Raw genomic sequence first — 24,196 nt, forward strand, 5'->3', positions numbered from 1 at the left:
TGGTATAAAAAAGAGACCTCCAGCGGTCTCTTTTTTATACGTTTAAGATAGCCAATCTAATTTTCTAATCCCAAGCTTATCTACTGGTAAACGAAGTGAGCCATAAAAATGCTTCATAAATTGCTCTGAGCGGTTCACATCGTGTAAAATGGCTTCTAAGCGATCTCTATATATGCTTTTTTGTTCTTCGTTTCCAGTTTGGTAATATCGTTCGACCGTTTCAAAATAGTGCAGCGGGAACAAGAGCCTTGCAAATAATAAGCGCCAGCCAAATGAGGATAGCGAATAATTACGTTCATAATCTGTAACAAATTGAATTATTGTTTGCTCCCAGTCTTTCTTTTTTTCTATCATCATATAGCGAATTAATTCTGCCATATCTCGAGTTGGGTGATCATACACCCAATCAAAAGGAAGTTTGAGCCGCTTCGTTTGATGCCATAATAAAGGTGTGAATCGTTCTTGGCAAATTGTTGCTGCATCCGTTAGTTGCGGCGTATCATCCATTTCTGTATCGACAACATATTGAATTGCATTTTCTGCAACTCCTAAGTAATACGGGAAGGATTCAATAAACAATTGATCGAATACATCTGAAGGGTGGTTCATCACTTGTGATTGCCAAAACTTTTCTAATTGATCGAGCCTTTTTTCCCATAACGCTTTCCATTCACCAATACGGCTTAATTGCTCAATTTCTTCTGGAAAGAATGCACCTCGTTTATGGAATATAGAAAGCTCACTTCCTAATGACATAGCATGTCGTTCTAACGTGCGCATACCTTTTAATAAGCAGTAATTTTGTTCTTCTATCTCACTTACATAGTAGCCGTGTATAGTCGGAACGAAAGTCGCTACAGTTATATCCCCTTGCTGGTTCATATAATCACTGAGCTTTTTCATCTCTACAAGTACTTCTTCCTCCATTTCTCCAATTGGAACAAGTACATAAATTTTGTTGCGAATCCAAAAGCTTTTATAGGGGCCAAGGGGGATTAATTCTTTAACATGCATGTGATAATGCTCATAAATATGCTGAATCATCGCAGTCGCCACCTATGGTTTTTCTTTATATATATGAGCTTGTGCTCGCCTTTCATTCCTATGCACATGATAAAGCAACGAAACGTATACAAATACTAAAAAGAAAAAAAGGTGATAAACATGAAAGAATCAAATCAACTACAAGAAAGAGCATTACAACTATTACAAGAACGCGGTGTAACAATTGACGATATTGCTGAACTTGTTCATTTTCTTCAAAAAAAATATCATCCAAATTTAGAGATGTCAGAATGCCGTTATAATGTAGAACGTGTACTATCAAAACGTGAAGTACAAAACGCACTGATTACAGGTATCGAACTCGATGTTCTTGCTGAAAAAGGAATGCTAAGTGAGCCGTTACAAGATATCGTAAAACGTGATGAAGGCTTATACGGAATTGATGAAGTTATCGCACTTTCTATCGTGAATGTATACGGATCTATCGGTTTCACGAACTTTGGATATATCGATAAATTAAAACCTGGTATTTTAGAATACTTAAATGATAAATCAACTGGAAAAGTGCACACGTTCCTTGACGATATCGTTGGCGGAATTGCTGCCGCTGCCTCAAGCCGTTTAGCGCACCGAGCTGATCACTCGGAATAATAATGTTTTCTAGACCGTCAGTTTCATGCTGACGGTCTTTCGTATTCCATAAGCATAAATTCTCTTCCACGACTCAAAAAAATAGACCCTTGCTTAAATCCGATATTTTTATATAACGTAATCGCTCTTGTATTAAATGTTGCTACACTTAATCGAAACATCTTCGAATTAAATTCCTTAGCAGCAAACGCTATTCCAGCTTGAAAAAACATTTCTCCCATTCCCTTCCCTGTTAAATCTGGCTTCATGCCAAGTCCGATATCAATCACATCTTCTCCACCATATAAATTAGCATCTCTTCCACCTGGTACTTGTGCATTTTCTCCAAAACAAAAATAGCCGATGAACTCTTCTTGATCGTTACAACAGCCATAATAAGTTCCATCTAATAATTCTCTTATTACTTCTTTCTGGCCTGAAAAACTATATAAATTATATGGTTCCTCGTACGCCCACGTATTTATCTCATTTGCTTCTTCCTCTGTTAACTTATGTATATCCACTTTCTCTTTCCCCCTATTATATTTCTATTAACAATATTCGATATTCATCTTATAATTCATCTTTCTCAATATATTTTTTTAATTTCTCGCTTCATTTTATGGAAGATTTTTCTTATTATGTTACGATTAAACAGAATCATTACAAATAAGGTGGTGACAATTTGAATTACTTTTCTTATCTCTCCTCAGAAGAACGGCAAAATTTTTTCTATAAAGAACCTCTTAGTTTTTCAAAAAATATAGGAAAAGAACAACTAGCTTACGCACTAGGCGCTACACTATATACTCCTGGCACGAAAGAAACGATTGCGGAAGATATAATTAGAAAGAAACATGTGGATGCTACCTCAATTATTCTTTGTCTAGAGGACGCTATCAGCGATGAAGAAGTAAAACTTGCAGAGCAAAACATCGTCGTTCAAATACAGCAAATAGCCAACTTAGTCAGTGCCAACATACTAAATCAAGCAGACATCCCACTTCTTTTTATTAGAGTTCGACAGCCAAGTCAAATGAAGACAATTGTTACTGAATTAGGTAGTGCTGTTCATTGTTTATGTGGTTTTGTCTTTCCAAAATTCACACCGATTAACGGAAAGACTTATATCGATCAGCTTGCATGTATAAACGAGTTATACTCATTATCGCTATATGGCATGCCGATTTTAGAATCACCAGAAATTATGTATAAGGAAACACGGGCAGAATCATTATTACAAATAAAAGATTTACTAGATTCTTATCACGATTACATCTTAAATGTACGTATTGGTGCTACTGATTTTTCAAGTATATTTAGTATTCGGCGCAATAAATACACACCTATCTATCATATTACTGTTGTCCGTGATTGTATTTCAGACATTATTAACGTTTTCTCAAGGGCAACAAATGAATATATTATTTCAGGATGTGTATGGGAATATTTTTCTAATGATCATGAAGAAGGGCTCATTCAAGAGGTATCACTTGACCATGCAAATGGCTTAATCGGAAAGACAGTTATTCACCCATCTCATATTAAAGTTGTACAGGCAATGCACATTGTCACAATGGAAGATTATTTAGATGCGAGGTCAATTTTACAAAATGCAGATACGTATAATGGAGTGCTAAAAAGCAGTTTTTCTAACAAAATGAATGAAGTAAAGCCGCATTATGGCTGGGCTCGCAAAACCATTTTAAAATCTAATATTTATGGGGTGCTACATGAAAACAAACAATTCACCGATCTCCTTATTACAAACGCAAAGCAACACGTATAACGTTTTAAATAATATACAAGTTCATGTAGAAGTACGTGATAATCCATATAACTTAGCGCTAGACAATCTTTTTCAAATGGCTGCTAGAATAAATAAGAAACGTAGTTTTTTATTTGTGAGTACAATCCTTGGAAAGCATCTTCCTATTAAACCTGCAGTCTCTCTATCAAGTGGATTTGCTCTCGCTGCAAGATATATGGAAATGCTACATAATACTTCTCATCCATTTCAAAAAGAAATTTTAAATCTCATTTCATTAGAAATTCATGAAATCCCAGAGGAAGTATTTCGTTATCAATATCCTCTGCAAGAAGAAGTTTTGTTCATCGGATTCGCTGAGACAGCGACAGCACTTGGTCATTCTATGTTTCAATGCTTTCAAAATGCAAAGTATGTACATACAACTAGGGAATCGATACCCCACCTAGAATCTGTCATTACATTTGAGGAAGAACATTCTCATGCAACATCGCACCGTTGTTATGTGGATGAAAGCTTTTTTCAAAACAGCAATCCTATTGTTCTCGTAGATGATGAGATGACAACAGGAAAAACAGCATTAAATATTATTAGATCGATTCAAAATAAATTCCCACGAGAAGAATATATTATTGCTTCTTTATTAGACTGGCGTTCTCATACTAATAGAAGACAATTTAAACAATTAGAAGACGAACTTCAAATTAAGATTCATGTTATTTCTTTATTAGAAGGCAGTATTCATACAACTGGCCAACCATTGAATATTGCCAAAACAGATATTCAAATTGAAGAAACAAAACCTGATTTCAAAAAACATACCCTTACCTGCCCAAAATTACCCTATACATCAAATTATATAAAATATACTGGGCGATTTGGCATTTCAGCATATGAACAACAGCACATTCATTCTTTCGCTCAAGAAGCAGGAAAAACTTTAAAAAGAGAAAGAATTGGAAAACGAACACTCTGCCTCGGAACGGGTGAATTTATGTATATCCCAATGAAAATTGCTGCTGAAATGGGTGATAATATTTTATATCAATCTACAACAAGAAGCCCTATCCATCCTGTTTCAAATGATGTGAACTACGCCATTCATAATCATTTCTCATATCCAAGTCCTGAAGATTCTACTATTACAAATTACTTTTATAATATTTCACCTCATGATTACGATGAAGTATTTGTTTTTATTGAACGTGATTTAGGAGAAGAAGCCCTATCTCCTCTTCTACAGCAGTTACAAACAGTTATTCCTTTTATTCATATCGTCTCATTTTCAAATAGCATAGAAAAGGAAGGTTGATAATTATGGTAAAAGTAAATTCTCACATTAGTAGTTATGATCCAAATGATGCTATTTTTCTATTAAAAGATATTAGTGATTTAATGAAAGAAAGTTCCACAGAAACTAGAGAACAAGCAATTCAAGCTGGCACACATTATTCTGAAATGTTACCAATGGAATATAAACCATCTAAAGCGTATATGGATTTATTCTTTTCTTCTCTGCAACAATACAAACACAAACTAGCCATCGCTGTTGGAGTTGTCGCCGAACAAATTATACAGACTAAAGGAACTAACCTTGTCCTCGTTTCATTAGCTCGTGCTGGTACACCTATTGGCATTCTTATAAAACGCTACATACGCTATCAATACAACCTTGATGTACCTCACTATTGTATTTCTATTGTTCGCGGACGCGGTATTGATGAAAATGCACTCCATTATATTTTGGAACATCACCCTAAAGAAACAATTCAATTCATTGATGGATGGACTGGGAAAGGTGCAATAAAAAAAGAATTAGAATATGCAGTACACACATTTAACGAACGAAATAATACACACATTTCTCATTGTATGGCTGTGCTTGCTGATCCCGGTTACTGTACTTCAATTTACGGTACACGTGAAGATTTTCTTATTCCTAGCGCTTGCTTAAATGCAACCGTCTCTGGACTCATTAGCCGCACTGTACTAAATAATACCTATATTGGTCCAAATGATTTTCATGGTGTTAAATATTATAAAGAGCTAGAACAAGAAGACTTATCAAATTTCTTCGTTGATGAGGTGACAGATTTATTCCCTTCTGTTCATTCTCATATAGATAATCAATTACGTTATATTACTTCAACTTACACTGATCCCTCTTGGCAAGGATTAAAAGATATACAGTCTATCCAAAGTCACTTTGAAATTGACGATATTAACTTAATTAAACCAGGAGTCGGCGAAACAACTCGCGTATTACTCCGGAGAATACCGTGGAAAATTTTAATATGTAAGCAAAACAATCCCGATTTAAAGCATATTTTACTTCTCGCTAAAGAAAAGAATGTCCCTATTGAAATCTATGAGAATATGACTTATTCATGTTGCGGGCTCATTAAGCCTCTTAGGAGGGAAACGTTATGATTTTTGCCAGTGATCTTGATCAAACGCTTATTTATTCCCGGAAATCGTTTCGTGCCCCTATAGAAGATGAATCAATTCAACTCATTGAAACTTTAGATGGGAAAGAAATTTCTTTCATATCACATAAAACCATTTCACTACTAAAAAAATTACAACTGCACTCACATTTCATCCCAGTTACAACAAGAACTATTGAGCAGTTTCAGCGTATTACTTTATTCCAAAACGAAATCATTCCCGAATATGCCATTACAAGTAACGGCGGTAATATCCTTCATAACGGTAAACAAGATGGTACTTGGAACAGGACAGTAAAAGAAAGACTATCGGTTGAATGTATAGAGAGAAACGACATACTAAAGGAGTTTGGACAAATTGCTCATAAAGATTGGGTTATATCACAAAAAACAGCCGATGATCTATTCCATTATTGCATCATTAAACGGGAGAACATTCCTTATGATGAATTATCATCCTTCACTTCCTGGTTAGACAAACAAGGCTGGAATCATTCACTTCAAGGTAGGAAGCTATACTTTGTACCAAAACCAATTAACAAATGGGATGCCGTGCAATATATAAAAGAAATTTTGCAAATAGATACGATTATTACAGCTGGGGATTCTTTACTTGATTTATGCATGCTTGAAAAGGCGAACCATGCCTTCGCACCACTTCATGGTGAGTTAGGAGCAATGCATGATAACTTACAATCCCATATTTTAAAAACAGACGCAATCGGCATATATGCCGCAGAAGAAATCGTAAATAAATCACTTCAAATTATTCACAGTTCATTACCTACCTCATGATTAAAATATGCACAATTGCATACGCACCACAATTAAACAAATGGTACAATTTATTTGAATCGCTGTTGCTACACTTCTTGATTAAAGAAAAGGCGCTAACACGGAAATTAGCGTCTTATCAACCTCAAGCAATTGGCACATTTTGTCATCTTAAAAGACACTCGAAAGAGTGTCTTTTTTTCTATATCCCACAAGGACTTACTCATTTCAAAGTATAAATACATAAAATAATGTAAATCATTACACGCATGAATCACTTTCTAAAAGTTATAAAGTAGATTCAAAATAAAAAAGCACTCTTAACTAGAGTGCTTTTTACTTTCAAACAAGGAGGCTACATATATGGATAGCACTCTCGTATTTAACTTCGGCATTGGTCTTGTCATTATTTTATTTGTCTTCTTTGTACTTTGTATGAGCGGGGTATAAAAAGGCGATTTTTGAGCGTCTTTTTATACATATGTATTACTTGACTTCCATAAAAGGAGTAACCATAACGGTTACATATATACAAATAACTATTCACATATCCACAAAATAGGAGGAAGAACAATGAAACATGTAATCGTTTATGCACACCCAAATACAGAAAGCTTCAACCATGCAATTTTAGAAACGGTAAAAAGTGAATTAGAAGAAAAAGGTCATGAAGTACGCGTTCGCGATCTATACGAATTAAACTTCAATCCAGTATTAAGCGCTTCCGATTTCATCTCATTTTCTCAAGGAAACACACCAGAAGATATTAAAGAAGAGCAAGAGCATATCTCTTGGGCTGATAGCATTACATTCATTTATCCAGTTTGGTGGGCGGGACTTCCTGCTATTTTAAAAGGATACGTTGACCGTGTATTTAGCCATGGATTCGCTTATGCTTACGGTGAAAACGGCATTGAAAAGTTATTAAGCGGTAAAAAAGGATTGTTATTATCTACAATGGGCAATACGAAAGAAGCATACACAGCAGGCGGGATGTTTGACGCAATGAAGAAAACAGCAGATGTTGGTATTTTTGAATTTACAGGCATTGAAACAATTGAGCACACATTCTATACTAGTGTTCCTTCTGTGGATGATGGTGTGCGTAAACAATATCTTGAAGAAGTTAAAGATGTTGTGAATCGTGCGTTTTAATAAAAAAAAACAGGTAACCTCTTCGGTTACCTGTTTTTCATTACATCTTCTCAATCCACTCCGTCAAGTTATGCACAACTTGCGTTGGTTGTACTTCATATTCTGTTAACTTCTCCACAGTTGTGACTCCAGTGTGGACAAGAAGCGTATGCATGCCAGCATTTACTCCCGCTAAAATGTCTGTATCATAGTTATCCCCAACCATTAATGCTTCATCTTTTCCTATACCAAGAACTTTTAACGCTTGTTCCATGATGATTGATTCTGGTTTTCCGATAAAGATTGGATCCACACCTGTTGATACTGCTACAACTGATGTTAATGAACCGTTACCTGGTAATAATCCTCGCTCAGTTGGGATTGCAATGTCTCCGTTCGTGGAAATAAATGTTGCGCCGTTACGCACAGCAAGACACGCTTTTGCTAATTTTTCATATGTGATGTCACGATCTAAACCAACAACAACGAAATCAGGATTTTCATCCACAAGTTCAAATCCTTTTTCCACAAGTGCATCGTGTAAGCCTTCTTCACCAATCATATATACAGTTGCATCTTGTTTACGTTCATAAATGAAGTTCGCAGTCGCCATACTCGTTGTGAATACTTGCTCCGCTTTCGCTGGAATATCGAAACGAACAAGCTTTTCTGCCACTTGTTCTGGTTTGCGAGTTGAGTTATTCGTAACGAATAAATATGGAATGCCGCGCTCTCCTAATGCTTTGACGAAGTCGCTTGCTTCTTCAATTTGTTCTTCCCCGCGATACATCGTACCGTCTAAGTCAATTAAGTAACCTTTATACATCGATTATGTCTCTCCTTTTATGCTAACGTTCTCACCTTATCATACCACTCTTATATTACCCGCTTTTTACAAAGAAAAAAACGCTTTACCTTAAAGCGCCCCATAACGTTCATTTTTTCTCTTTTATTTGGTAAGAACAACTACAATCGCCCTCGCACATGTTTGCTAGCGTTTTCACATCTGCGTTCGTAAATAAACGCTTATACATCTCTTTTTCATCTTTACATACTTGTGGGAATCTCTCTGCAATTTCTTTTAACGGACAGTTTTGTTTTTCAATTACGAAAGATTTCTCTCCATCTCTCTTTATTTGAACCATATAACCATTTTTCTCTTGCATAGCTGCTATCTCTTGCACTTTATATGCTAAATTCTTTTGATTACTCACTCGCTTTTGCAACTGTTCTTCCATACGCTTCGTTCTTTCTTTTAAAACATATTGAAGTATTTTTTCATCGCCCATCCGAGCTAAATCTTCTAGCATATCAATCGCAAATTGCTTATACTCTTTCGGGAATGTATCTTCTCCCTTTTCACTTAATCCATACAAATAAGTTGGTCTTCCGACATGTTGCCTTACCATCTTAGAATAAATGAGTCCATCTTTCTCAAGATTACTTAAATGTCTTCTGATTGCCATTTCTGTAATCTCTAAAACGTCAGCTAGTTCCGCTACTGTGTGCTCTCCCTTTACTTTCAACAATTGTACAATCTCGTCTTTCGTAGTACGTGCTTCCCCCATACTTCACCCTTCTCCCTTTTCTTTCTCACATACAATATAAGATCCCCAAAAGGCATTCTCTGGGGATCTTATAAGCATAATTATTCTGGTACAAATGCAGATACAGGTCCTAATTCCTTTTCTAAATAACTGCGAATATTTGCTGGGTATTTTTCTACCGCTGCAATATGTTTTTGAATCGTCTTATATAATTCATCATGATTCATTTGAATATAATCTTGCGTAAGCATTTTTCGAAGAAGGATAATTTCTTTCATCCCTTGTCCATCTTCTTCACTTATCACTCGCTCATCCATTAAAATATCAATAATATCTTCATAGCTTCCTGGATCGCGCATAATAAATCCATCAATCATCGCATTTCCTACATCTAATACAGTATCAATAATAAGATGGGCTATGCGCTCTAATGCGTAAAATTCAAACTCGGTTTCATATATCTTTTTCTCTTGAAATGTACTTGTTGCTCGTTCTAAACATACTAGCATTTGTTCTATTTTCTTTCTGTCTACAAAATACATGAATGTCACCTACCTGGAAATTAAAGCATTTACATTTTAATTGTAACGCTTTCTTCTGAAAAAATCGACAATTTTTCGAATTCACCTTTTCTCCGTTATTTGTTATAGTTATATTTGTATGATTTTTGAAATTGGAGGAATGAAATCTTGGAACGTGAACTCGCACTAGAAATTGTCCGTGTAACAGAAGCAGCAGCATTAGCATCCGCACAGTGGATGGGCCGCGGAAAGAAGAACGAAGCAGATGATGCAGCAACTACAGCAATGCGTGATATGTTTGATTCAGTAAACATGGCAGGTACAGTTGTAATCGGTGAAGGAGAACTTGATGAAGCACCGATGTTGTATATTGGTGAAGAACTAGGAACAGGTAACGGTCCAGAAGTAGACATCGCCGTTGACCCATTAGAAGGTACAAACATCGTTGCAAAAGGTCTTGCAAATGCAATGGCAGTTATTGCAATCGCAGACAAAGGGAACCTTCTTCATGCTCCTGATATGTACATGGAAAAAATCGCGGTTGGTCCAAAAGCAGCTGGTAAAATTAGCTTAGATGATCCAATTGAAAAAACAATTGAAATTGTAGCAGAAGCTAACAATAAAAAGATTCGTGATCTAACAGTTATCGTTCAAGAACGTGAGCGTCATCAAGATATTATTGACCGTGTTCGTGCAAAAGGTGCACGCGTAAAATTATTTGGTGACGGTGATGTTGGTGCGTCAATCGCAACAGCACTACCTGGAACGGGCATCGACTTATTCGTAGGTATTGGCGGAGCTCCAGAAGGTGTTATTTCTGCAGCAGCATTAAAGTGCCTTGAAGGTGAAATGCAAGCTCGCTTAGTTCCAATGAACGAAGAAGAAGAAGCTCGTTGTCGTGAAATGGGATTAGAAGATCCTCGTCAACTTCTTATGTTAGACGATTTAGTATCTGGTGATGATGCAATCTTCTCAGCAACTGGTGTATCTGCTGGTGAGTTATTAGACGGCGTGAAATTCCTAGGCGGAGATTTAGCTGAAACATACTCTATCGTAATGCGTTACAAAACAAGAACAGTACGATTCATTAAAACGCATCACCATTTAGATCATAAGCCACACTTAAACTTAGATATTTAATAAAAGGAGCCATGTGTATGGAAGAACGTTTCTTTCTGTACGACGACACTGTCGCTACAAAAACTCGTTTCGTTAGCTTTATGGGAGAAAATGAGCGTCATGATTTAGCGCTTTTATATTCCGATCGTCATTACGGTAAAACAATTGTACTTGATATGCAAAGTAATAAATTTGCAATTATCGGTGCTGACGATTTAAACGAACCAGGCTACTTAGAGCACGCATTTTCTATGACTGAAGAAATTGCAGAAGAATTACGCTCATTTTTATTTGAACTTATATAATTTATCTCAAACACCAGTTTTTAGCTGGTGTTTTTCTATTATAAATATTTTTAATATTCAATTTGATGTATTATAATTAAAAATAGATAGAAGGAACGCCAAAGTATAAGTAGTTTCTTCTGTCTTTTTCCTGTTGTAGTTTTCCGGAAATAAGTAATTGATAGAAGAACATTTCAACATGTTGCTAAAAACTTATCGAATAACCGATGCCGGAAATCCAAAAATAAGGGGATGAAACATATGTCACAGACCCTGACAGTGAAAGTGAAATTGATTCCAACAAAAGTACAAATTCGTTTATTGGAACAAAGTAGCCATGAATATATCAAAGTTATAAATACACTTGTATCAGAAATGGTTGAAGCAAAGAAAAGTACAAAGAAAAGCACAAAAGATATTAAAGCGAATATCCCAAGCGCGGTGAAGAATCAAGCGATTAAAGATGCGAAAAGTTTGTTTGCTACAAAAGTAAAGAAGAGCAATTATAAAACTATTCCGATTCTAAAGAAGCCTATTTGCGTATGGAACAATCAAAATTATTCCTTCGATTACAATCATATTTCTATCCCGTTAATGATAAATGGAAAGTCAACTCGTTTAAAGGTACGCGCTTTATTAGTCGATAAAAACAATCGCAATTTAAATTTGTTAAAACATAAGTTAGGCACACTTCGTATCACAAAGAAATCGAATAAGTGGATGGCCCAAATATCTGTCACACTTCCTACGAATGAAGGAGTAGGAACGAAAATTTTAGGGATAGACCTAGGCCTCAAGGTCCCTGCGGTAGCAATCACAGATGATGATAAGGTTCGTTTCTTTGGGAATGGTAGACAAAACAAATATAAGAAGCGTCAGTTTCGTAGTGTTCGTAAGAAGTTAGGAAAAGACAAAAAATTGAATGCCATTCAGCAATTAGATAATAAAGAGCAAAGATGGATGCAGGACAAAGATCATAAAATAAGTCGTAAAATTATTAATTTTGCGGTTGATAATCATATTTCTGTCATTCGATTAGAAAAACTAACGAATATAAGACAGACGGCAAGAACAAGCCGTAAAAACGAAAAAAACCTACACACTTGGTCATTCTATCGTTTATCACGATTTATTGCGTATAAAGCAATGCTAGCTGGTATTCAAGTTGAATATGTGAATCCATCTTATACAAGTCAAAGTTGTCCGCAATGTGCCGAAAAGAACAAGGCGCGAGATAGAAAATACAAGTGTCGATGTGGATTTAAGACACATCGTGATATCGTTGGGGCGATGAACATTCGCTACGCAACTGTGATTGATGGTAACAGTCAATCAGCCTAAGCACCTATATGGTCTGGTTTAGGAGGGGCAATGAGATGCCCTCATCTTGAAGACTGTTCAAAACAGAAATGGACTGCGAACGTTTAGTCATTCAAGAATCCCATCCTTCATTCCGCAAAGATTCAGGCTTGCGACTTTAATCCTGGGAGTCTCAAAAAGGAACGTAATGCATCTGTAGTATGATCATGTTTCCCGGCAACAAATGAAACCAAATACAATACTTTCTGAAGGCGATCGTATCTCGATTTGTTTATAAATGAGAATATGCAAAAAATCCTCTTACAATCGTAAGAGGATTTTTTTATTTCTTCACTTTTCGTAATACGAAGTGTGCACAACCGAAGTTACAGTACTCGTATAAATACTCCGTTAACGTACTAATTTTCGTATCATATGTCGCACGTTGGTTACTATCATCAAAGAATCCTCGCAGTCTAAGTTGCTCATATCCCCAGTCTCCAACGATATAATCATATTTATTTAAAATTTCTGCATAGCGCTCTTTAAATGCTTCTTCACTAAAACCGTCACGAAAGTTTTTAATTACTTCGTACTGAACATTATTAATGCTCACCGTAGCATGAATCTCTTGCTCTTGCTTTTGCTCCATCATTAACTTCCTCTCTAAGCATTCTTCTTTTTATCGTATCACAAAGCATACCAACCAACAATTTCAAATACAAAAAATTGAAAATTAGTGCATGCTATGGAGAAGGAGGTGATACATCGTGAAAAAACAAATTTTACTTTCCCTTCTCACTATTTCCTTATTTGCAGGGTGCCAATCAGCGAACAAAGCTGAAATGGAACGTGAAGAAGGAAGCCGTGTTCTTGTTTCCAATAAAAACGACATGTATCATACGGAAAATACAAATACAAGACTCACAAGAGTCGGTTATTCTTCTAAACAAAAGCATGAAGTATCTAACAAACAAGTAGGGGCCATTAATCGCGAGAAAGTCGCTGAAATGATTACAAGCATGACAGTCAAACTTCCTGACGTTACAAACGCTGCTACACTCGTTACTGATGATGAAGTGTTCGTTGTATACCGTGCAAACACAACGGATCCGAAACTTGTAGCGGATCAAGTATATAGAGCTGCCTTGTCCATCGTCCCTCGCTATTATAAAGCATATGTATCAACAGACCAAAAGTTGATTTCCCAAATTCAAGGCCTTCAATCTGGCGCATTAAATGATACAGAATATACGCAAAGCCTCGATATGTTAAAACGTGAAATGAGTAAAAATCCTCATTTGAACAATACGGGGGATCAGACCTTGAATGATATGATTAAAAAGTAAAACAGGTGGAGAAAATCTCCACCTGTTTTACTTTTTATTACGATCCGCATAAACTTCCATCGCATCACACATAAACTGCGCTAACCCCTCGCCAAACTTATCGATATTTTTCGTGAAGCGCTCATCAGCGACATACATTTGACCGAGTCCCTTAAAAGCGTCTAATGAATAGTGACTAAAGTTTTGCAAGTAATCGTACCATACTTTGATTGCTCCCTGCGCCTCTTTAGAATCTGGTGCACCGTGTCTCAGTACCGCTAAATTTCTATAAATAGTATTAAACTCTTCTTGGTTCTCTTTTGACATACCTTTTGCATATTCGTTCGCTTTATCTACAGCTGCGTCTCCCCATTTTTCACGTGCTTCTTCTTCATATGGGTTATGGCTGAAATCGAATCCTTCAAATTTCTCTTTGTTCGTCATTTCAATCTCTCCTTTTGTATGCTGAATTGTTTTATCAATCGTCGCAATCACCTTATCTAATCTGGCACGCTTTTCAATAAGCATTTTCTTATGAAGCTGTAGTGCCTCTTCGCGATCAAATGATGGACTCATGATAATTTCTTTAATTTTCTTCAAAGGGAAGCCAAGCTCTTTAAAAAACAAAATTTGCTGCAATGTCTCTAGATTTTCATTGGAATACAGACGATATCCAGACTCTGTCGTCTCGTCTGGGGTTAACAACCCAATTTCATCGTAATGATGCAGTGTGCGCACACTAATTCCAACTAAATCAGCTACTTCTTTTACCTTCATTGTCATGTGTATCTCCCCCTTAGTACATACGATAAAGTATGACGCAACGTTAGAGTCAATAAGTAAATTCATTTTCTTTCTAAAAGTTTCATCTCTCCCGTATTTCATGCATAATAGATATGTACATATATTAGAAAGCGGTGAAAGTATGGTTTCAAATACTGTAATTGCCAGCATCATCTTTCAACTCATTGTCTCGATTCTGGTCCCAATTATCGTACTCGTTTATTTCCGTAAAAAATATAATATTAATTGGAAAGTGGTCGGCATTGGTGTTCTTATCTTTATCGGATTTACCCAAATTCTTGAAACACCATTCCACCTATTTATGCGCGGTAATCCAACAATCGCTCCATTTTTAGAAAATCCGTTTGCCTTCGCAATTTATGGCGGATTGACTGCTGGTATTTTTGAAGAATTAGGACGCTTCGTTGCCTTCTTCTTCTTACTAAAAAAATATCTAGAATATAAAGATGGCTTCGCTTATGGAATTGGTCACGGCGGAATTGAATCTATTTTAATTGGCGGTTTTTCTGCATTACAAGCATTAATCTTTGCTAATTCTATTAACGATGGTAGCTTCGCTCAACTGATTGAACAAAAACCCGAACTCAGCATTTTACAAGACATGTTAATTCAGCAACCTGCCTACTTATACTTCCTTGGTAGCGTAGAAAGAATTATGGCACTCGTGCTTCAAATCGCCTTTACAATGCTTGTTTTATACGCAGTAAAACAGAAGAAATATATCTTCCTAGTATACGCTATACTATTCCACGCATTTGTAGACTTCTTTGCGGCACTTTACCAAACAAAGACAATCAATATCTTTGTTGCCGAAGGAATTACACTTCTGTGTACAATTGGTGCTGTCGTTCTTATTCGCAAAATGAAAGAGAAATTAATGAGTGTACCAGAGTAAAAAAATAACCCACCGGTTGGTGGGTTATTTTTTATAAGGACTATCACAATGATGATAACTTTTACCCTCCTTTAGCTCCCTCTTTGTTTCTGCATCTATAACGATGTACTTATGAAACTCTTCTACTTCATTTTGAGTAAAAGAAGCGAAAAAATAAACTTGGCGATCAGGGTGAACAAAAAAATCTTGAAGCACCACTCTACTTCGACAACCGACAGCTGTTTTTTTTAGGAAAGAAAATTCTTCATCAGGCACTTCTTTAAATAAGATTTTTTTCCGAACACTATATGCTGCATTTTTATATTCTTTATAGATTTTCTTATCTAACTGTTTATAAAAAACATCCTCACTCACAAATGACTTATTTCGATTGCTTGGATAATTTAGTTTTTGGTTGCATTCTGCATATGTTGTGGACAATTGCGTAAGAAAACAAATAATGAATATGATACATATCATTTTTTTCATCATTGCACCTCAATTTTTTATTATCCACATTACTTTTCCACATATTTAAATCCATATGCCGTTTCCAATAAAAAGGAATTATTTCCACATTTGTCGAAGTATATAGCGTCAACTTGAAAGATGGGGATGAATTATGAAGAAAATTATTGTAATACGACATTGTTCAGCAACTGGGCAAAAACGTGATGCTGAATTAACGACCGATGGGAAAGATCAAGCAAATAACCTTGCTACATTCCTCTTAGAAAATCATCTACAAATCGATCATATTATTTCAAGCCCATTTGTCCGAGCTATCGATTCCATTCGGCCCTATGCGCTCCAAGCTAGCTTATCTATCCAAGAAGATGAACGATTAACTGAACGCATATTGAGCAACGTTCCAATGGATGATTGGATGCAAAAACTAGAATCCACTTTTACGAACATAGATATTGCCTTTTCAGGCGGAGAGTCAACAAAACAAGCAACAGACCGTGCCATATCGCTTATTCAAGATGTTTTACAATTAAACCATACGACAACACTACTTGTTACACACGGCAATTTACTTACACTCATTTTAAAGCATTTTGATCATACGATTGGCTTTAATGAATGGAGAGCTTTAACGAATCCTGATATTTACGAAATTACAATCGACGAACAATGTATCATAACACGCTTATGGAAAGCATCGTCCAAGTAATATCCCTTTCAAAAATATTCAGTTGACGCCACGAGAAGAGACTGTTCTAACAATAGAAAGGGGTATTATTTCATATGTACGAAGACGTACTTGCTCTACTACATAAAACAAATGTTTCTTATGAAAAGTTCGAACACGAACCGGTACTCGATTATGAGACAGATCGGATTGTACGTGAGAGACTTGGCTTACAAGGTACTCCAAGTAAAAGCTTATTTTTAAAATCAACATCTGGAAATTTTTACGTGTTTTTTACGTTAGAAGGAACTCGGCTTAACCGAGGAGAGATGAAAGAAATAACTGGAGAACGCTTATCGCTCTGTTCTCCTGATGAACTAAGAATGGAAACTGGCTGTACTCCAGGATGTGTAGCTCCTTTTGGTTATTCACAAGATGTAACAATTATTGTGGACAGTTCCGTTTATACGTACGATAAAATTTTAATTACACCTGGTGTTCCTGAATTTACAATTGAATTATCCACAGAAGAATTAAAAAAGATTTTATTAACATGTCCAAATACCGTTTTAGAGTACAAACAAAAAGAGAGCTAATCGTTAGCTCTCTTTTTTCATTATTTAGCTTCTGCTGTTTTTTCTTTTGCAGAACGTACTTGCTCGTCCGCATGGTAAGAAGAACGCACAAGTGGGCCAGCTTCACAGTGGCTAAATCCTTTGCTAAGTGCAATTTCTTTAAGCTCTGCAAATTCTGCTGGTGGATAATATTTAATAACTGGTAAATGCTTCTTAGATGGTTGTAGATATTGTCCAAGAGTTAAAATATCCACATTGTTTGCACGTAAGTCATCCATTGCTTCAATTAAATCTTCTCTTGTTTCACCTAAGCCGACCATAATGCTCGATTTAGTTGGAATATCAGGCTGCATTTCTTTTGCTCGACGTAAAAACTCTAATGAACGGTCATATTTTGCTCTAGCGCGAACTCGGTTAGATAATCGACGTACTGTTTCAATGTTATGGTTTAAAATATCTGGTTTTGCATCCATTAACATTTTTAAGTTTTCTTCTACCCCAGCCATATCAGATGGTAATACTTCGATAGACGTGAATGGGTTTTTACGACGTACTGCTCGTACTGTTTCAGCAAAAACAGCTGCTCCGCCGTCCTTTAAATCATCACGTGCAACCGCTGTTATAACAACGTGCTTTAAGCCCATTTGTACTACTGAATCTGCTACGCGTTCTGGTTCTTGTAAATCAAGCTCAGTTGGTAAGCCTGTTTTAACCGCACAAAAACGACAAGCGCGTGTACAAACCGCACCTAAAATCATAAATGTTGCTGTTTTTCTTACAGCCCAGCATTCATGAATATTCGGACATTTTGCCTCTTCACAAACGGTATGAAGATTCTTAGAACGCATCATTTTCTTTAAGCCTGTATAGTTTTCATTCGTGTTTAACTTAATTTTCAACCATTCGGGCTTGCGCTTATATTCTGTTTGTTTTGTCATGGTTATCAACTCCGCACAATATGAAATAGTTTACCGTGTTCGCTTCTTTCAATGTAACATATCTATTCTAACGTATGAAAGCGATTTGCTCAAATGAAGATTCTAAGATTTTTTCCAATCGTTCCCTATAATGAAATACTCCGTATATCCCACACTAAAAAGAGTGATGTTGTGAAAGGAGTCTATTTCATGCTTCGAAAAATTTCTCTTTTGCTTTCTATTTGTTTTCTTCTCCACCAAAACATCGCCTACGGTGAAGATAATCAGCAAAGCATATACGAAAAGCGCATGGTACTATATAAAGAAACCGAGCAGTCTTCAGGCATTCCATGGTATTACTTAGCTGCAATGGATCAATATGAAAGAAATATACGGAGCGTAAGAAAAGATATTCCAAAAAAACCAGATGCCATCATTTCCCTTTATTTCAAACCAGAAATATGGGCTGGACCTGTTAATAGTAACGACACTCTCCCCCATACAATTTCTCTATTTGGCGGAATAGGTTTAGATGGTGACAAAGATGGATTTGCAAATGCAAATAGCGACCGTGATCTTCTGCATACCGCAGCGACTATTTTAAGGAAACAAGGAACGTCAGAAGACCGTATTAAAATTATGCTTTGGGAATATTATAGACGTGCAAAAACAGTTGATTTAATTAGCGAATACGCCCAAATTTATAAACATTATGGACGTATTAATTTAGAAGGAAATGCTTTTCCTCTTCCGATTCGTAGTGACCATAGCTACCGTAGTACTTTCGGTGCTGGAAGAAGTTTTGGGGGCAGACGAGTTCATGAAGGAACCGATATTTTTGCCGGATATGGCGTGCCAGTAAGATCGACTTGCTATGGCATTATTGAAACGAAAGGTTGGAACCGCCTTGGTGGATGGCGCATTGGTATTCGCGACCTTCATAACAATTACCATTATTACGCTCATTTAGGCGGGTTCTCAAAAGAAATACAGCTTGGACAAATTGTTGAGCCCGGAAAAGTAATCGGGTTTGTTGGTAGCACTGGCTATGGCCCCCCTGGTACAGCCGGAAAATTCCCACCCCACTTACATTTTGGCATATATAAAGACAATGGCTATACAGAATGGGCCTTCGATCCATATATGCATTTAAGCCTTTGGGAACGCAAAGAACGAGCAAATACAAAACGATAACCGTAGCGCATTGCTACGGTTATTTTTTATCCAGTAAAAGCCCGATTGATTCAAGTTTCACTTTATATGCAATTAACTATCTGTTTTCTTTTTATCAGGTACAGCAACACTTCCGCTTCCATAATACGTAGGCACTTCCCCTTGAACGATACGCGTCGCAATCGGAACATTTTGTTTCACCGTTATCTCTTTCGTATGAAATGGAATGATTACTTGCAACGTTACTTCCATTTCCATAACAATTTGAATCGCTGTAGTGTTGATCCCGTGCGGCTCAATTTTTTGTTTAATATCTGTATTCACATGCCCAATTGGCGTGAACTGAATCGGAATATCTGGTCCTATATTACCAAGAAGCGCATTATCAGTTACACGCCCAAAAGGAACTGCCATAGTCGCCCCGTTTTTTTCAGAAATACCTAGCTCCTTCAACTTCCCTTGTTCTACTTGCTGCAAATATTTTTCTATGTACGTAGTCGTTGACGTTACGATTTCATTTACTTGCTTCGTATTTAAATTAATTGTGGATACTTTCCCGTTTTTATCATTTTGTACTTTCATTAACGAATCGACATCGAATCCTTCATTAATTCGATCCTTTACCGCCTTCGTCATAATTGCCGTCGCCATTTTCTTTGTCTCTACTTCTCCATATTTAATTAAGGTCGGCTGAATACTATTATTCACAATCCACAGCCCTTGCGTAAGTAATATAACAAAAAGAATAAACGACATAAGCAGTATATACCGAAAGGCGATAGGTCCCTTTCGAAACCGCGAGTTTTTCGAGCGAAATATACTCATAAAAAAACCTCCTTCTTATATCATTTCTATGCAAGAAGGAGGGACGATATATGCTTATCTCATTTTTAATAATGCTTCTTTTCCAATCGTTCCTGCTGGAATGCCTAATGCTTCAGCTCCAGTCGTTACCGATTCTAGTGGCGCTTCAAGAAGTTGTTCAATCGTTCTTACACCAACCGCACGGCCAGCAATAATTCCTCGATCACCTAACTTCTCATTTAAAAGACCTACATCTAATGCACCACACATAATATATCCTTTATCGCTCATTACAGCTAGCAAATTCGTCTTTGGAAGTTTGACGCTAACCGCAATAAACGTATAATTATCAATTATAATTGGCTCCACATTAACCATAGTTCACACTCCTCTCTTTCTTATCTGTATGACAAGAGAAAAATGAGTGTTACAAGTTAACTAGCCTATAGTTTAACGGAAGATGTATAAGTTATTAACATATCTGTTAACACATCTCTAAGTAGTTCTGGCATATAATATTGTTTGCTAGAAAGTGTGGATAGCTCTGGGTATAAGTATCCAAACGTAAACATATCAATTGTTCCTACTGTATATATACGGTCTAACTCCAGCGATTCGCCGTTAATCAATACATCTTCTAATAAAATTTTATTCCCAGGAATCGTATCTGGAATTACTTCTACACCAGCGTAAATCATTTTCCCCATCACTTTTCCACGAAATCCGAATCCTTTTACCTCAAGGTTTTCCATATTCGGTTTACGTGCTTTCAAAATAACTTCTCTTAATATCTTTCCTGGAACTTTCAAAGCACACGGATTAATTGGATGTGGACAAATTCTGTGAATATCTCCGCGCGTTACAACACCCTCTTCTAATCCTTCAAGAAGTACACCAGCATTCACCATTCCAACTTCTGCACTGCACCATGTTTTCAGCGCACTTGCTAACATATGAGAAAACGGCGCCTCATGAAACCAATCAACCGGTAATGACTCTTTTAAATGAACGACAGGCTCTGCCATTATATGCTTACTTTCTTCCTGCAGTATTTCAATTGTGGATAACGGCTCGCTATAAGCCCCTAACCGTTCCGTCTTAATTGCTCTACCGTCTTTTTTCAGTAGTTTCTTCGTCTCTATATCCACAGTAAGCTGTACGTGACCAACGTAACGCCCCCACTTTTCACAACAACAAAGTAACGTATTATTCATAAGAACACCACGCTCAAATAAATGATGCGTATGCGCACCTAAAATCACATCTATATCATAATGCTCTGCCATATACTCATCCATGCTTTTTCCAAGGTGAGAAAGGACAACTGTAATATGAGCCTCATCTCGCACTTCTTCTAAAATAGACTCTAAATGGATAAGCGGATCTTCAATATGCCAATCGAGCATATGATAGAACTCTGGATAAGCTACCGTTAACCCGATAAAGGCAATCGTAATCCCATCTGTCGTTGTATGTAATTTATAAGGCTTTGCCCACTCCGGACGTACACCTTCTTTTTCAAATAAATTCGCGACAAGCACTTCAAATCCAGCCTCATCATATAGACGATTCAAATGCTCCTTCGCTAACGTAATTCCTTCATTATTTCCGATCGTTACATAATCATATAACGCCTCATTTAAAAGCTTCGTATTACCAAGTCCATTCGTCGCTTCCGAAATACTATGAAAACGATCCACATGATCGCCGATATCAACCGTCAAAACGGTCTCTCCCGCTTCCTGTCTTCGCTTTTTCTCTCCCTGTACAAACCGAGAAATTTGCGGCCAATTTTCAAAATGACTATGTATATCGTTTGTATGATAAAGGTGGATGATTGTTTCCTTATTTATATTCAGAGAAAAAACCTCCTCTCAGTTCCTTACTGCCATTTACGCTATGCGCATACAATAATCCTGTAAATACTTTTCGTCTTTTCTTGCTATTTTACATTGTACTCGCATTGTGAGAAAAAGCAAAAGATTGCCCTTTTTTATATGAGAAATTTTTGCTAATGCAGGAAAGAATTCCAGATAGTGGAGGGAGGGTTGGATTTGTCAAAAAGTTTAATATAAAATTCAGTGGTTGATTGTTCAAGTGGATTTGTCAGTCTCTTTGTCTTAAACCTAGTCGTTCTCTGTTCCTATAAAATGTTTGGGGTATGTGAGAATTTTCTTTTGTCTTATCTTGTCGACAAATCGATATTCCTTGTCGAAACGTTGATATATTGAAATAATCGTTGATATTTTCCCGTTTATGATCGATATATTTGAAAAATCGTTGATATATTTAGCTGAACACCCACCCGGGTATCCTCTCCCAAGCCAAGACAAATCCGCAAAACAAAAAAGCGCCCTGCACAGCAGGGCGCTTTCTTCATACATATATTATCCAGTTCTAGCGGCTAGAATGTTCGGTGGCTTCACTTCTTCCTATGAGGCAAAAAGCGCCTCTACGTCAGAAGCTCCATCCCCCTCACATACTGAACAAGCCGCTTCCACTTTAAATATTGTCCAGCTTTGCCTCCTAAACCCTCATGTCTAAGAACCTTCCGCACGAGAAGATAAAAAGCATCTTCTGTGCGAAAGAACCTTAGCCAACGGGTCTGAACAGTCGGCTCCGCATTTCTATTTAACCAATAGAACCTTCCATCTCAAACTTGATTAGGCGGTTCATTTCAACTGCGTATTCCATTGGAAGTTCGCGAGTGAATGGCTCGATGAAGCCCATTACGATCATTTCTGTAGCTTCTTGCTCAGAAATACCGCGGCTCATTAGGTAGAATAATTGTTCTTCTGATACTTTCGATACTTTCGCTTCGTGCTCAAGTGAAACGTAATCGTTTTTGATTTCGTTGTAAGGAATTGTATCAGATGTAGATTGGTTATCCATGATTAACGTGTCACACTCGATGTTAGAGCGAGAGTTTTTCGCTTTTGGTCCGAAGTGTACGATACCACGGTAAGTTACTTTACCACCATGCTTCGCAATCGATTTAGAAACGATTGTTGAAGACGTGTTTGGTGCTAAGTGAATCATTTTCGCACCAGCATCTTGGTGTTGGCCTTTACCAGCAATCGCGATTGATAATGTTAAACCACGAGCGCCTTCGCCTTTTAAGATAACTGCTGGGTATTTCATCGTTAATTTAGATCCGATGTTACCATCAATCCATTCCATCGTCGCGTTTTCTTCACAAACCGCACGTTTTGTAACTAGGTTGTATACGTTGTTCGCCCAGTTTTGGATTGTTGTATAACGGCAATACGCATCTTTTTTAATGATGATTTCTACTACCGCACTGTGAAGTGAGTTAGTAGTGTAAACAGGTGCTGTACAACCTTCTACGTAGTGTACGTGTGCACCTTCGTCTACGATGATAAGCGTACGCTCGAATTGTCCCATATTTTCAGAGTTAATACGGAAATACGCTTGAAGTGGTGTATCAACTTTAATACCTTTTGGAACGTAGATGAATGATCCACCAGACCAAACTGCAGAGTTTAATGCAGAGAATTTGTTGTCTGTTGGTGGGATTACTTTTCCGAAATGCTCACGGAAAATATCTTCGTTCTCTTTTAATGCGCTATCTGTATCTTTGAAGACGATTCCTAGAGCTTCTAGGTCTTCTTTCATGTTGTGGTATACAACTTCAGATTCGTACTGTGCAGATACACCAGCTAAATATTTTTGCTCAGCTTCTGGAATACCTAATTTATCAAATGTTGCTTTAATTTCATCAGGTACTTCATCCCAAGACTTCTCAGATTTCTCAGATGGTTTTACGTAGTACGTAATTTCATCGAAATCTAAGTCATTTAAGTCGCCGCCCCATTGTGGCATTGGCATTTCATAGAACTTATCCAGTGATTTTAAACGGAAGTCTAACATCCACTGTGGTTCTTCTTTCATACGTGAAATCTCTTCAACGATCTCTTTTGTTAAACCGCGTCCAGCACGGAAAATCGAAACGTCTTTGTCTTTGAAACCATATTTGTAATCGCCGATATCTGGCAGTTGCTTCGCCATGTTGGTGTGTCCCTCCTTAGATAACCTCA

At 36.9% G+C, this 24,196-nt stretch carries 27 protein-coding genes; 14 read left to right on the forward strand and 13 right to left on the reverse strand.

What is annotated here, in order from left to right; translation table 11 throughout:
* Positions 1–42: 42 nt before the first annotated feature.
* The gene (gene yutH / locus DOS87_RS27015; protein WP_000614219.1) at positions 43–1,044 is read right to left on the reverse strand and encodes a spore coat putative kinase YutH; all 1,002 of its coding nucleotides are present in this window, start codon (positions 1,042–1,044) and stop codon (positions 43–45) included.
* A 120-nt stretch (positions 1,045–1,164) separates the two neighbouring features.
* On the opposite strand from yutH, the gene DOS87_RS27020 reads away from it, so the two are divergent.
* Entirely contained in the window at positions 1,165–1,656 is a 492-nt protein-coding gene (locus DOS87_RS27020; RefSeq protein ID WP_000665102.1) for a phosphatidylglycerophosphatase A family protein, read from the forward strand.
* 23 nt (positions 1,657–1,679) lie between these two features.
* On the opposite strand, the gene DOS87_RS27025 is transcribed toward DOS87_RS27020, so the two are convergent.
* Positions 1,680–2,159 carry a GNAT family N-acetyltransferase gene (locus DOS87_RS27025; RefSeq protein ID WP_208730149.1) on the reverse strand — a complete coding sequence of 160 codons (480 nt, stop codon included), beginning with the start codon at positions 2,157–2,159 and terminating at the stop codon, positions 1,680–1,682.
* A 161-nt stretch (positions 2,160–2,320) separates the two neighbouring features.
* Between DOS87_RS27025 and DOS87_RS27030 the strand changes: the two genes are divergently transcribed.
* The 5 genes from DOS87_RS27030 to DOS87_RS27050 all read left to right on the forward strand — a co-directional run bounded on the left by DOS87_RS27030 (position 2,321) and on the right by DOS87_RS27050 (position 7,779).
* Positions 2,321–3,424 carry an HpcH/HpaI aldolase/citrate lyase family protein gene (locus tag DOS87_RS27030; RefSeq protein WP_001106085.1) on the forward strand — a complete coding sequence of 368 codons (1,104 nt, stop codon included), beginning with the start codon at positions 2,321–2,323 and terminating at the stop codon, positions 3,422–3,424.
* Positions 3,369–4,715, forward strand: coding sequence for a phosphoribosyltransferase family protein (locus tag DOS87_RS27035; RefSeq protein ID WP_017763722.1), 1,347 nt, complete (start codon positions 3,369–3,371; stop codon positions 4,713–4,715). Before DOS87_RS27030 ends, DOS87_RS27035 begins: the two co-directional genes overlap by 56 nt.
* A 5-nt stretch (positions 4,716–4,720) precedes the next feature.
* On the forward strand, positions 4,721–5,833 hold the full coding sequence (locus DOS87_RS27040) for a cysteine protease StiP family protein (protein WP_000241496.1): 1,113 nt from the start codon (positions 4,721–4,723) through the stop codon (positions 5,831–5,833).
* Entirely contained in the window at positions 5,830–6,645 is an 816-nt protein-coding gene (locus DOS87_RS27045; protein ID WP_136983618.1) for an HAD family hydrolase, read from the forward strand. Before DOS87_RS27040 ends, DOS87_RS27045 begins: the two co-directional genes overlap by 4 nt.
* Before the next feature lie 552 nt (positions 6,646–7,197).
* The gene (locus DOS87_RS27050) at positions 7,198–7,779 is read left to right on the forward strand and encodes an NAD(P)H-dependent oxidoreductase (RefSeq protein ID WP_000683434.1); all 582 of its coding nucleotides are present in this window, start codon (positions 7,198–7,200) and stop codon (positions 7,777–7,779) included.
* Positions 7,780–7,819: 40 nt separating this feature from the next.
* Here DOS87_RS27050 and DOS87_RS27055 read toward each other — a convergent pair whose 3' ends face one another.
* The 3 genes from DOS87_RS27055 to DOS87_RS27065 all read right to left on the reverse strand — a co-directional run bounded on the left by DOS87_RS27055 (position 7,820) and on the right by DOS87_RS27065 (position 9,847).
* Positions 7,820–8,584, reverse strand: a complete 765-nt coding sequence (locus DOS87_RS27055) for a TIGR01457 family HAD-type hydrolase (RefSeq protein ID WP_000276470.1) — start codon at positions 8,582–8,584, stop codon at positions 7,820–7,822.
* Between the two features lie 109 nt (positions 8,585–8,693).
* Positions 8,694–9,326 carry a helix-turn-helix transcriptional regulator gene (locus DOS87_RS27060; protein WP_000503340.1) on the reverse strand — a complete coding sequence of 211 codons (633 nt, stop codon included), beginning with the start codon at positions 9,324–9,326 and terminating at the stop codon, positions 8,694–8,696.
* Positions 9,327–9,406: 80 nt separating this feature from the next.
* Positions 9,407–9,847, reverse strand: coding sequence for a DUF86 domain-containing protein (locus DOS87_RS27065; RefSeq protein ID WP_098425272.1), 441 nt, complete (start codon positions 9,845–9,847; stop codon positions 9,407–9,409).
* Positions 9,848–9,994: 147 nt separating this feature from the next.
* Here DOS87_RS27065 and glpX point away from each other — a divergent pair, with 147 nt between their 5' ends.
* From glpX to DOS87_RS27080, 3 genes are all read left to right on the forward strand, one after another.
* On the forward strand, positions 9,995–10,966 hold the full coding sequence (glpX, locus tag DOS87_RS27070) for a class II fructose-bisphosphatase (RefSeq protein ID WP_000439090.1): 972 nt from the start codon (positions 9,995–9,997) through the stop codon (positions 10,964–10,966).
* A 17-nt stretch (positions 10,967–10,983) separates the two neighbouring features.
* Positions 10,984–11,250, forward strand: a complete 267-nt coding sequence (locus tag DOS87_RS27075; RefSeq protein ID WP_000392611.1) for a DUF3055 domain-containing protein — start codon at positions 10,984–10,986, stop codon at positions 11,248–11,250.
* A 240-nt stretch (positions 11,251–11,490) separates the two neighbouring features.
* A complete protein-coding gene (locus tag DOS87_RS27080) occupies positions 11,491–12,570 on the forward strand; it encodes an RNA-guided endonuclease InsQ/TnpB family protein (protein WP_000084193.1) in 1,080 nt (359 codons plus the stop codon).
* A gap of 301 nt (positions 12,571–12,871) precedes the next feature.
* On the opposite strand, the gene DOS87_RS27085 is transcribed toward DOS87_RS27080, so the two are convergent.
* On the reverse strand, positions 12,872–13,183 hold the full coding sequence (locus DOS87_RS27085) for a YutD family protein (RefSeq protein WP_000970508.1): 312 nt from the start codon (positions 13,181–13,183) through the stop codon (positions 12,872–12,874).
* A 115-nt stretch (positions 13,184–13,298) separates the two neighbouring features.
* Here DOS87_RS27085 and DOS87_RS27090 point away from each other — a divergent pair, with 115 nt between their 5' ends.
* Complete coding sequence (locus DOS87_RS27090; RefSeq protein ID WP_000744128.1) at positions 13,299–13,877, forward strand: YhcN/YlaJ family sporulation lipoprotein; 579 nt, start codon at positions 13,299–13,301, stop codon at positions 13,875–13,877.
* A gap of 27 nt (positions 13,878–13,904) precedes the next feature.
* Here DOS87_RS27090 and DOS87_RS27095 read toward each other — a convergent pair whose 3' ends face one another.
* Complete coding sequence (locus DOS87_RS27095; RefSeq protein ID WP_000178111.1) at positions 13,905–14,639, reverse strand: MerR family transcriptional regulator; 735 nt, start codon at positions 14,637–14,639, stop codon at positions 13,905–13,907.
* A gap of 100 nt (positions 14,640–14,739) precedes the next feature.
* On the opposite strand from DOS87_RS27095, the gene DOS87_RS27100 reads away from it, so the two are divergent.
* Positions 14,740–15,555, forward strand: a complete 816-nt coding sequence (locus DOS87_RS27100; RefSeq protein WP_002083707.1) for a YhfC family intramembrane metalloprotease — start codon at positions 14,740–14,742, stop codon at positions 15,553–15,555.
* A gap of 24 nt (positions 15,556–15,579) precedes the next feature.
* Here the strand turns inward: DOS87_RS27100 and DOS87_RS27105 are convergent, their stop codons facing one another.
* On the reverse strand, positions 15,580–16,014 hold the full coding sequence (locus DOS87_RS27105) for a hypothetical protein (RefSeq protein WP_179883980.1): 435 nt from the start codon (positions 16,012–16,014) through the stop codon (positions 15,580–15,582).
* A gap of 142 nt (positions 16,015–16,156) precedes the next feature.
* Between DOS87_RS27105 and DOS87_RS27110 the strand changes: the two genes are divergently transcribed.
* Positions 16,157–16,711 (forward strand): histidine phosphatase family protein, encoded by a 555-nt coding sequence (locus DOS87_RS27110; protein ID WP_000721045.1) that lies wholly within the window; start codon positions 16,157–16,159, stop codon positions 16,709–16,711.
* Positions 16,712–16,785: 74 nt separating this feature from the next.
* Complete coding sequence (locus DOS87_RS27115) at positions 16,786–17,265, forward strand: YbaK/EbsC family protein (protein ID WP_000272753.1); 480 nt, start codon at positions 16,786–16,788, stop codon at positions 17,263–17,265.
* A gap of 20 nt (positions 17,266–17,285) precedes the next feature.
* Here the strand turns inward: DOS87_RS27115 and lipA are convergent, their stop codons facing one another.
* On the reverse strand, positions 17,286–18,182 hold the full coding sequence (lipA, locus tag DOS87_RS27120) for a lipoyl synthase (protein WP_000166367.1): 897 nt from the start codon (positions 18,180–18,182) through the stop codon (positions 17,286–17,288).
* 189 nt (positions 18,183–18,371) lie between these two features.
* Between lipA and DOS87_RS27125 the strand changes: the two genes are divergently transcribed.
* Complete coding sequence (locus tag DOS87_RS27125; RefSeq protein ID WP_000944693.1) at positions 18,372–19,355, forward strand: M23 family metallopeptidase; 984 nt, start codon at positions 18,372–18,374, stop codon at positions 19,353–19,355.
* 72 nt (positions 19,356–19,427) lie between these two features.
* Here DOS87_RS27125 and yunB read toward each other — a convergent pair whose 3' ends face one another.
* From yunB to sufB, 4 genes are all read right to left on the reverse strand, one after another.
* On the reverse strand, positions 19,428–20,159 hold the full coding sequence (gene yunB / locus DOS87_RS27130) for a sporulation protein YunB (RefSeq protein ID WP_000021796.1): 732 nt from the start codon (positions 20,157–20,159) through the stop codon (positions 19,428–19,430).
* A 54-nt stretch (positions 20,160–20,213) separates the two neighbouring features.
* Complete coding sequence (locus DOS87_RS27135) at positions 20,214–20,516, reverse strand: YunC family protein (RefSeq protein ID WP_000248466.1); 303 nt, start codon at positions 20,514–20,516, stop codon at positions 20,214–20,216.
* Positions 20,517–20,581: 65 nt separating this feature from the next.
* Positions 20,582–21,997 carry a bifunctional metallophosphatase/5'-nucleotidase gene (locus DOS87_RS27140; protein WP_153587256.1) on the reverse strand — a complete coding sequence of 472 codons (1,416 nt, stop codon included), beginning with the start codon at positions 21,995–21,997 and terminating at the stop codon, positions 20,582–20,584.
* Positions 21,998–22,769: 772 nt separating this feature from the next.
* Positions 22,770–24,167, reverse strand: a complete 1,398-nt coding sequence (gene sufB / locus DOS87_RS27145) for a Fe-S cluster assembly protein SufB (RefSeq protein ID WP_001118824.1) — start codon at positions 24,165–24,167, stop codon at positions 22,770–22,772.
* Positions 24,168–24,196 lie beyond the last annotated feature (29 nt).

Source organism: Bacillus sp. CR71 (genome assembly GCF_003429245.1).
Lineage (GTDB): Bacteria > Bacillota > Bacilli > Bacillales > Bacillaceae_G > Bacillus_A > Bacillus_A thuringiensis_S.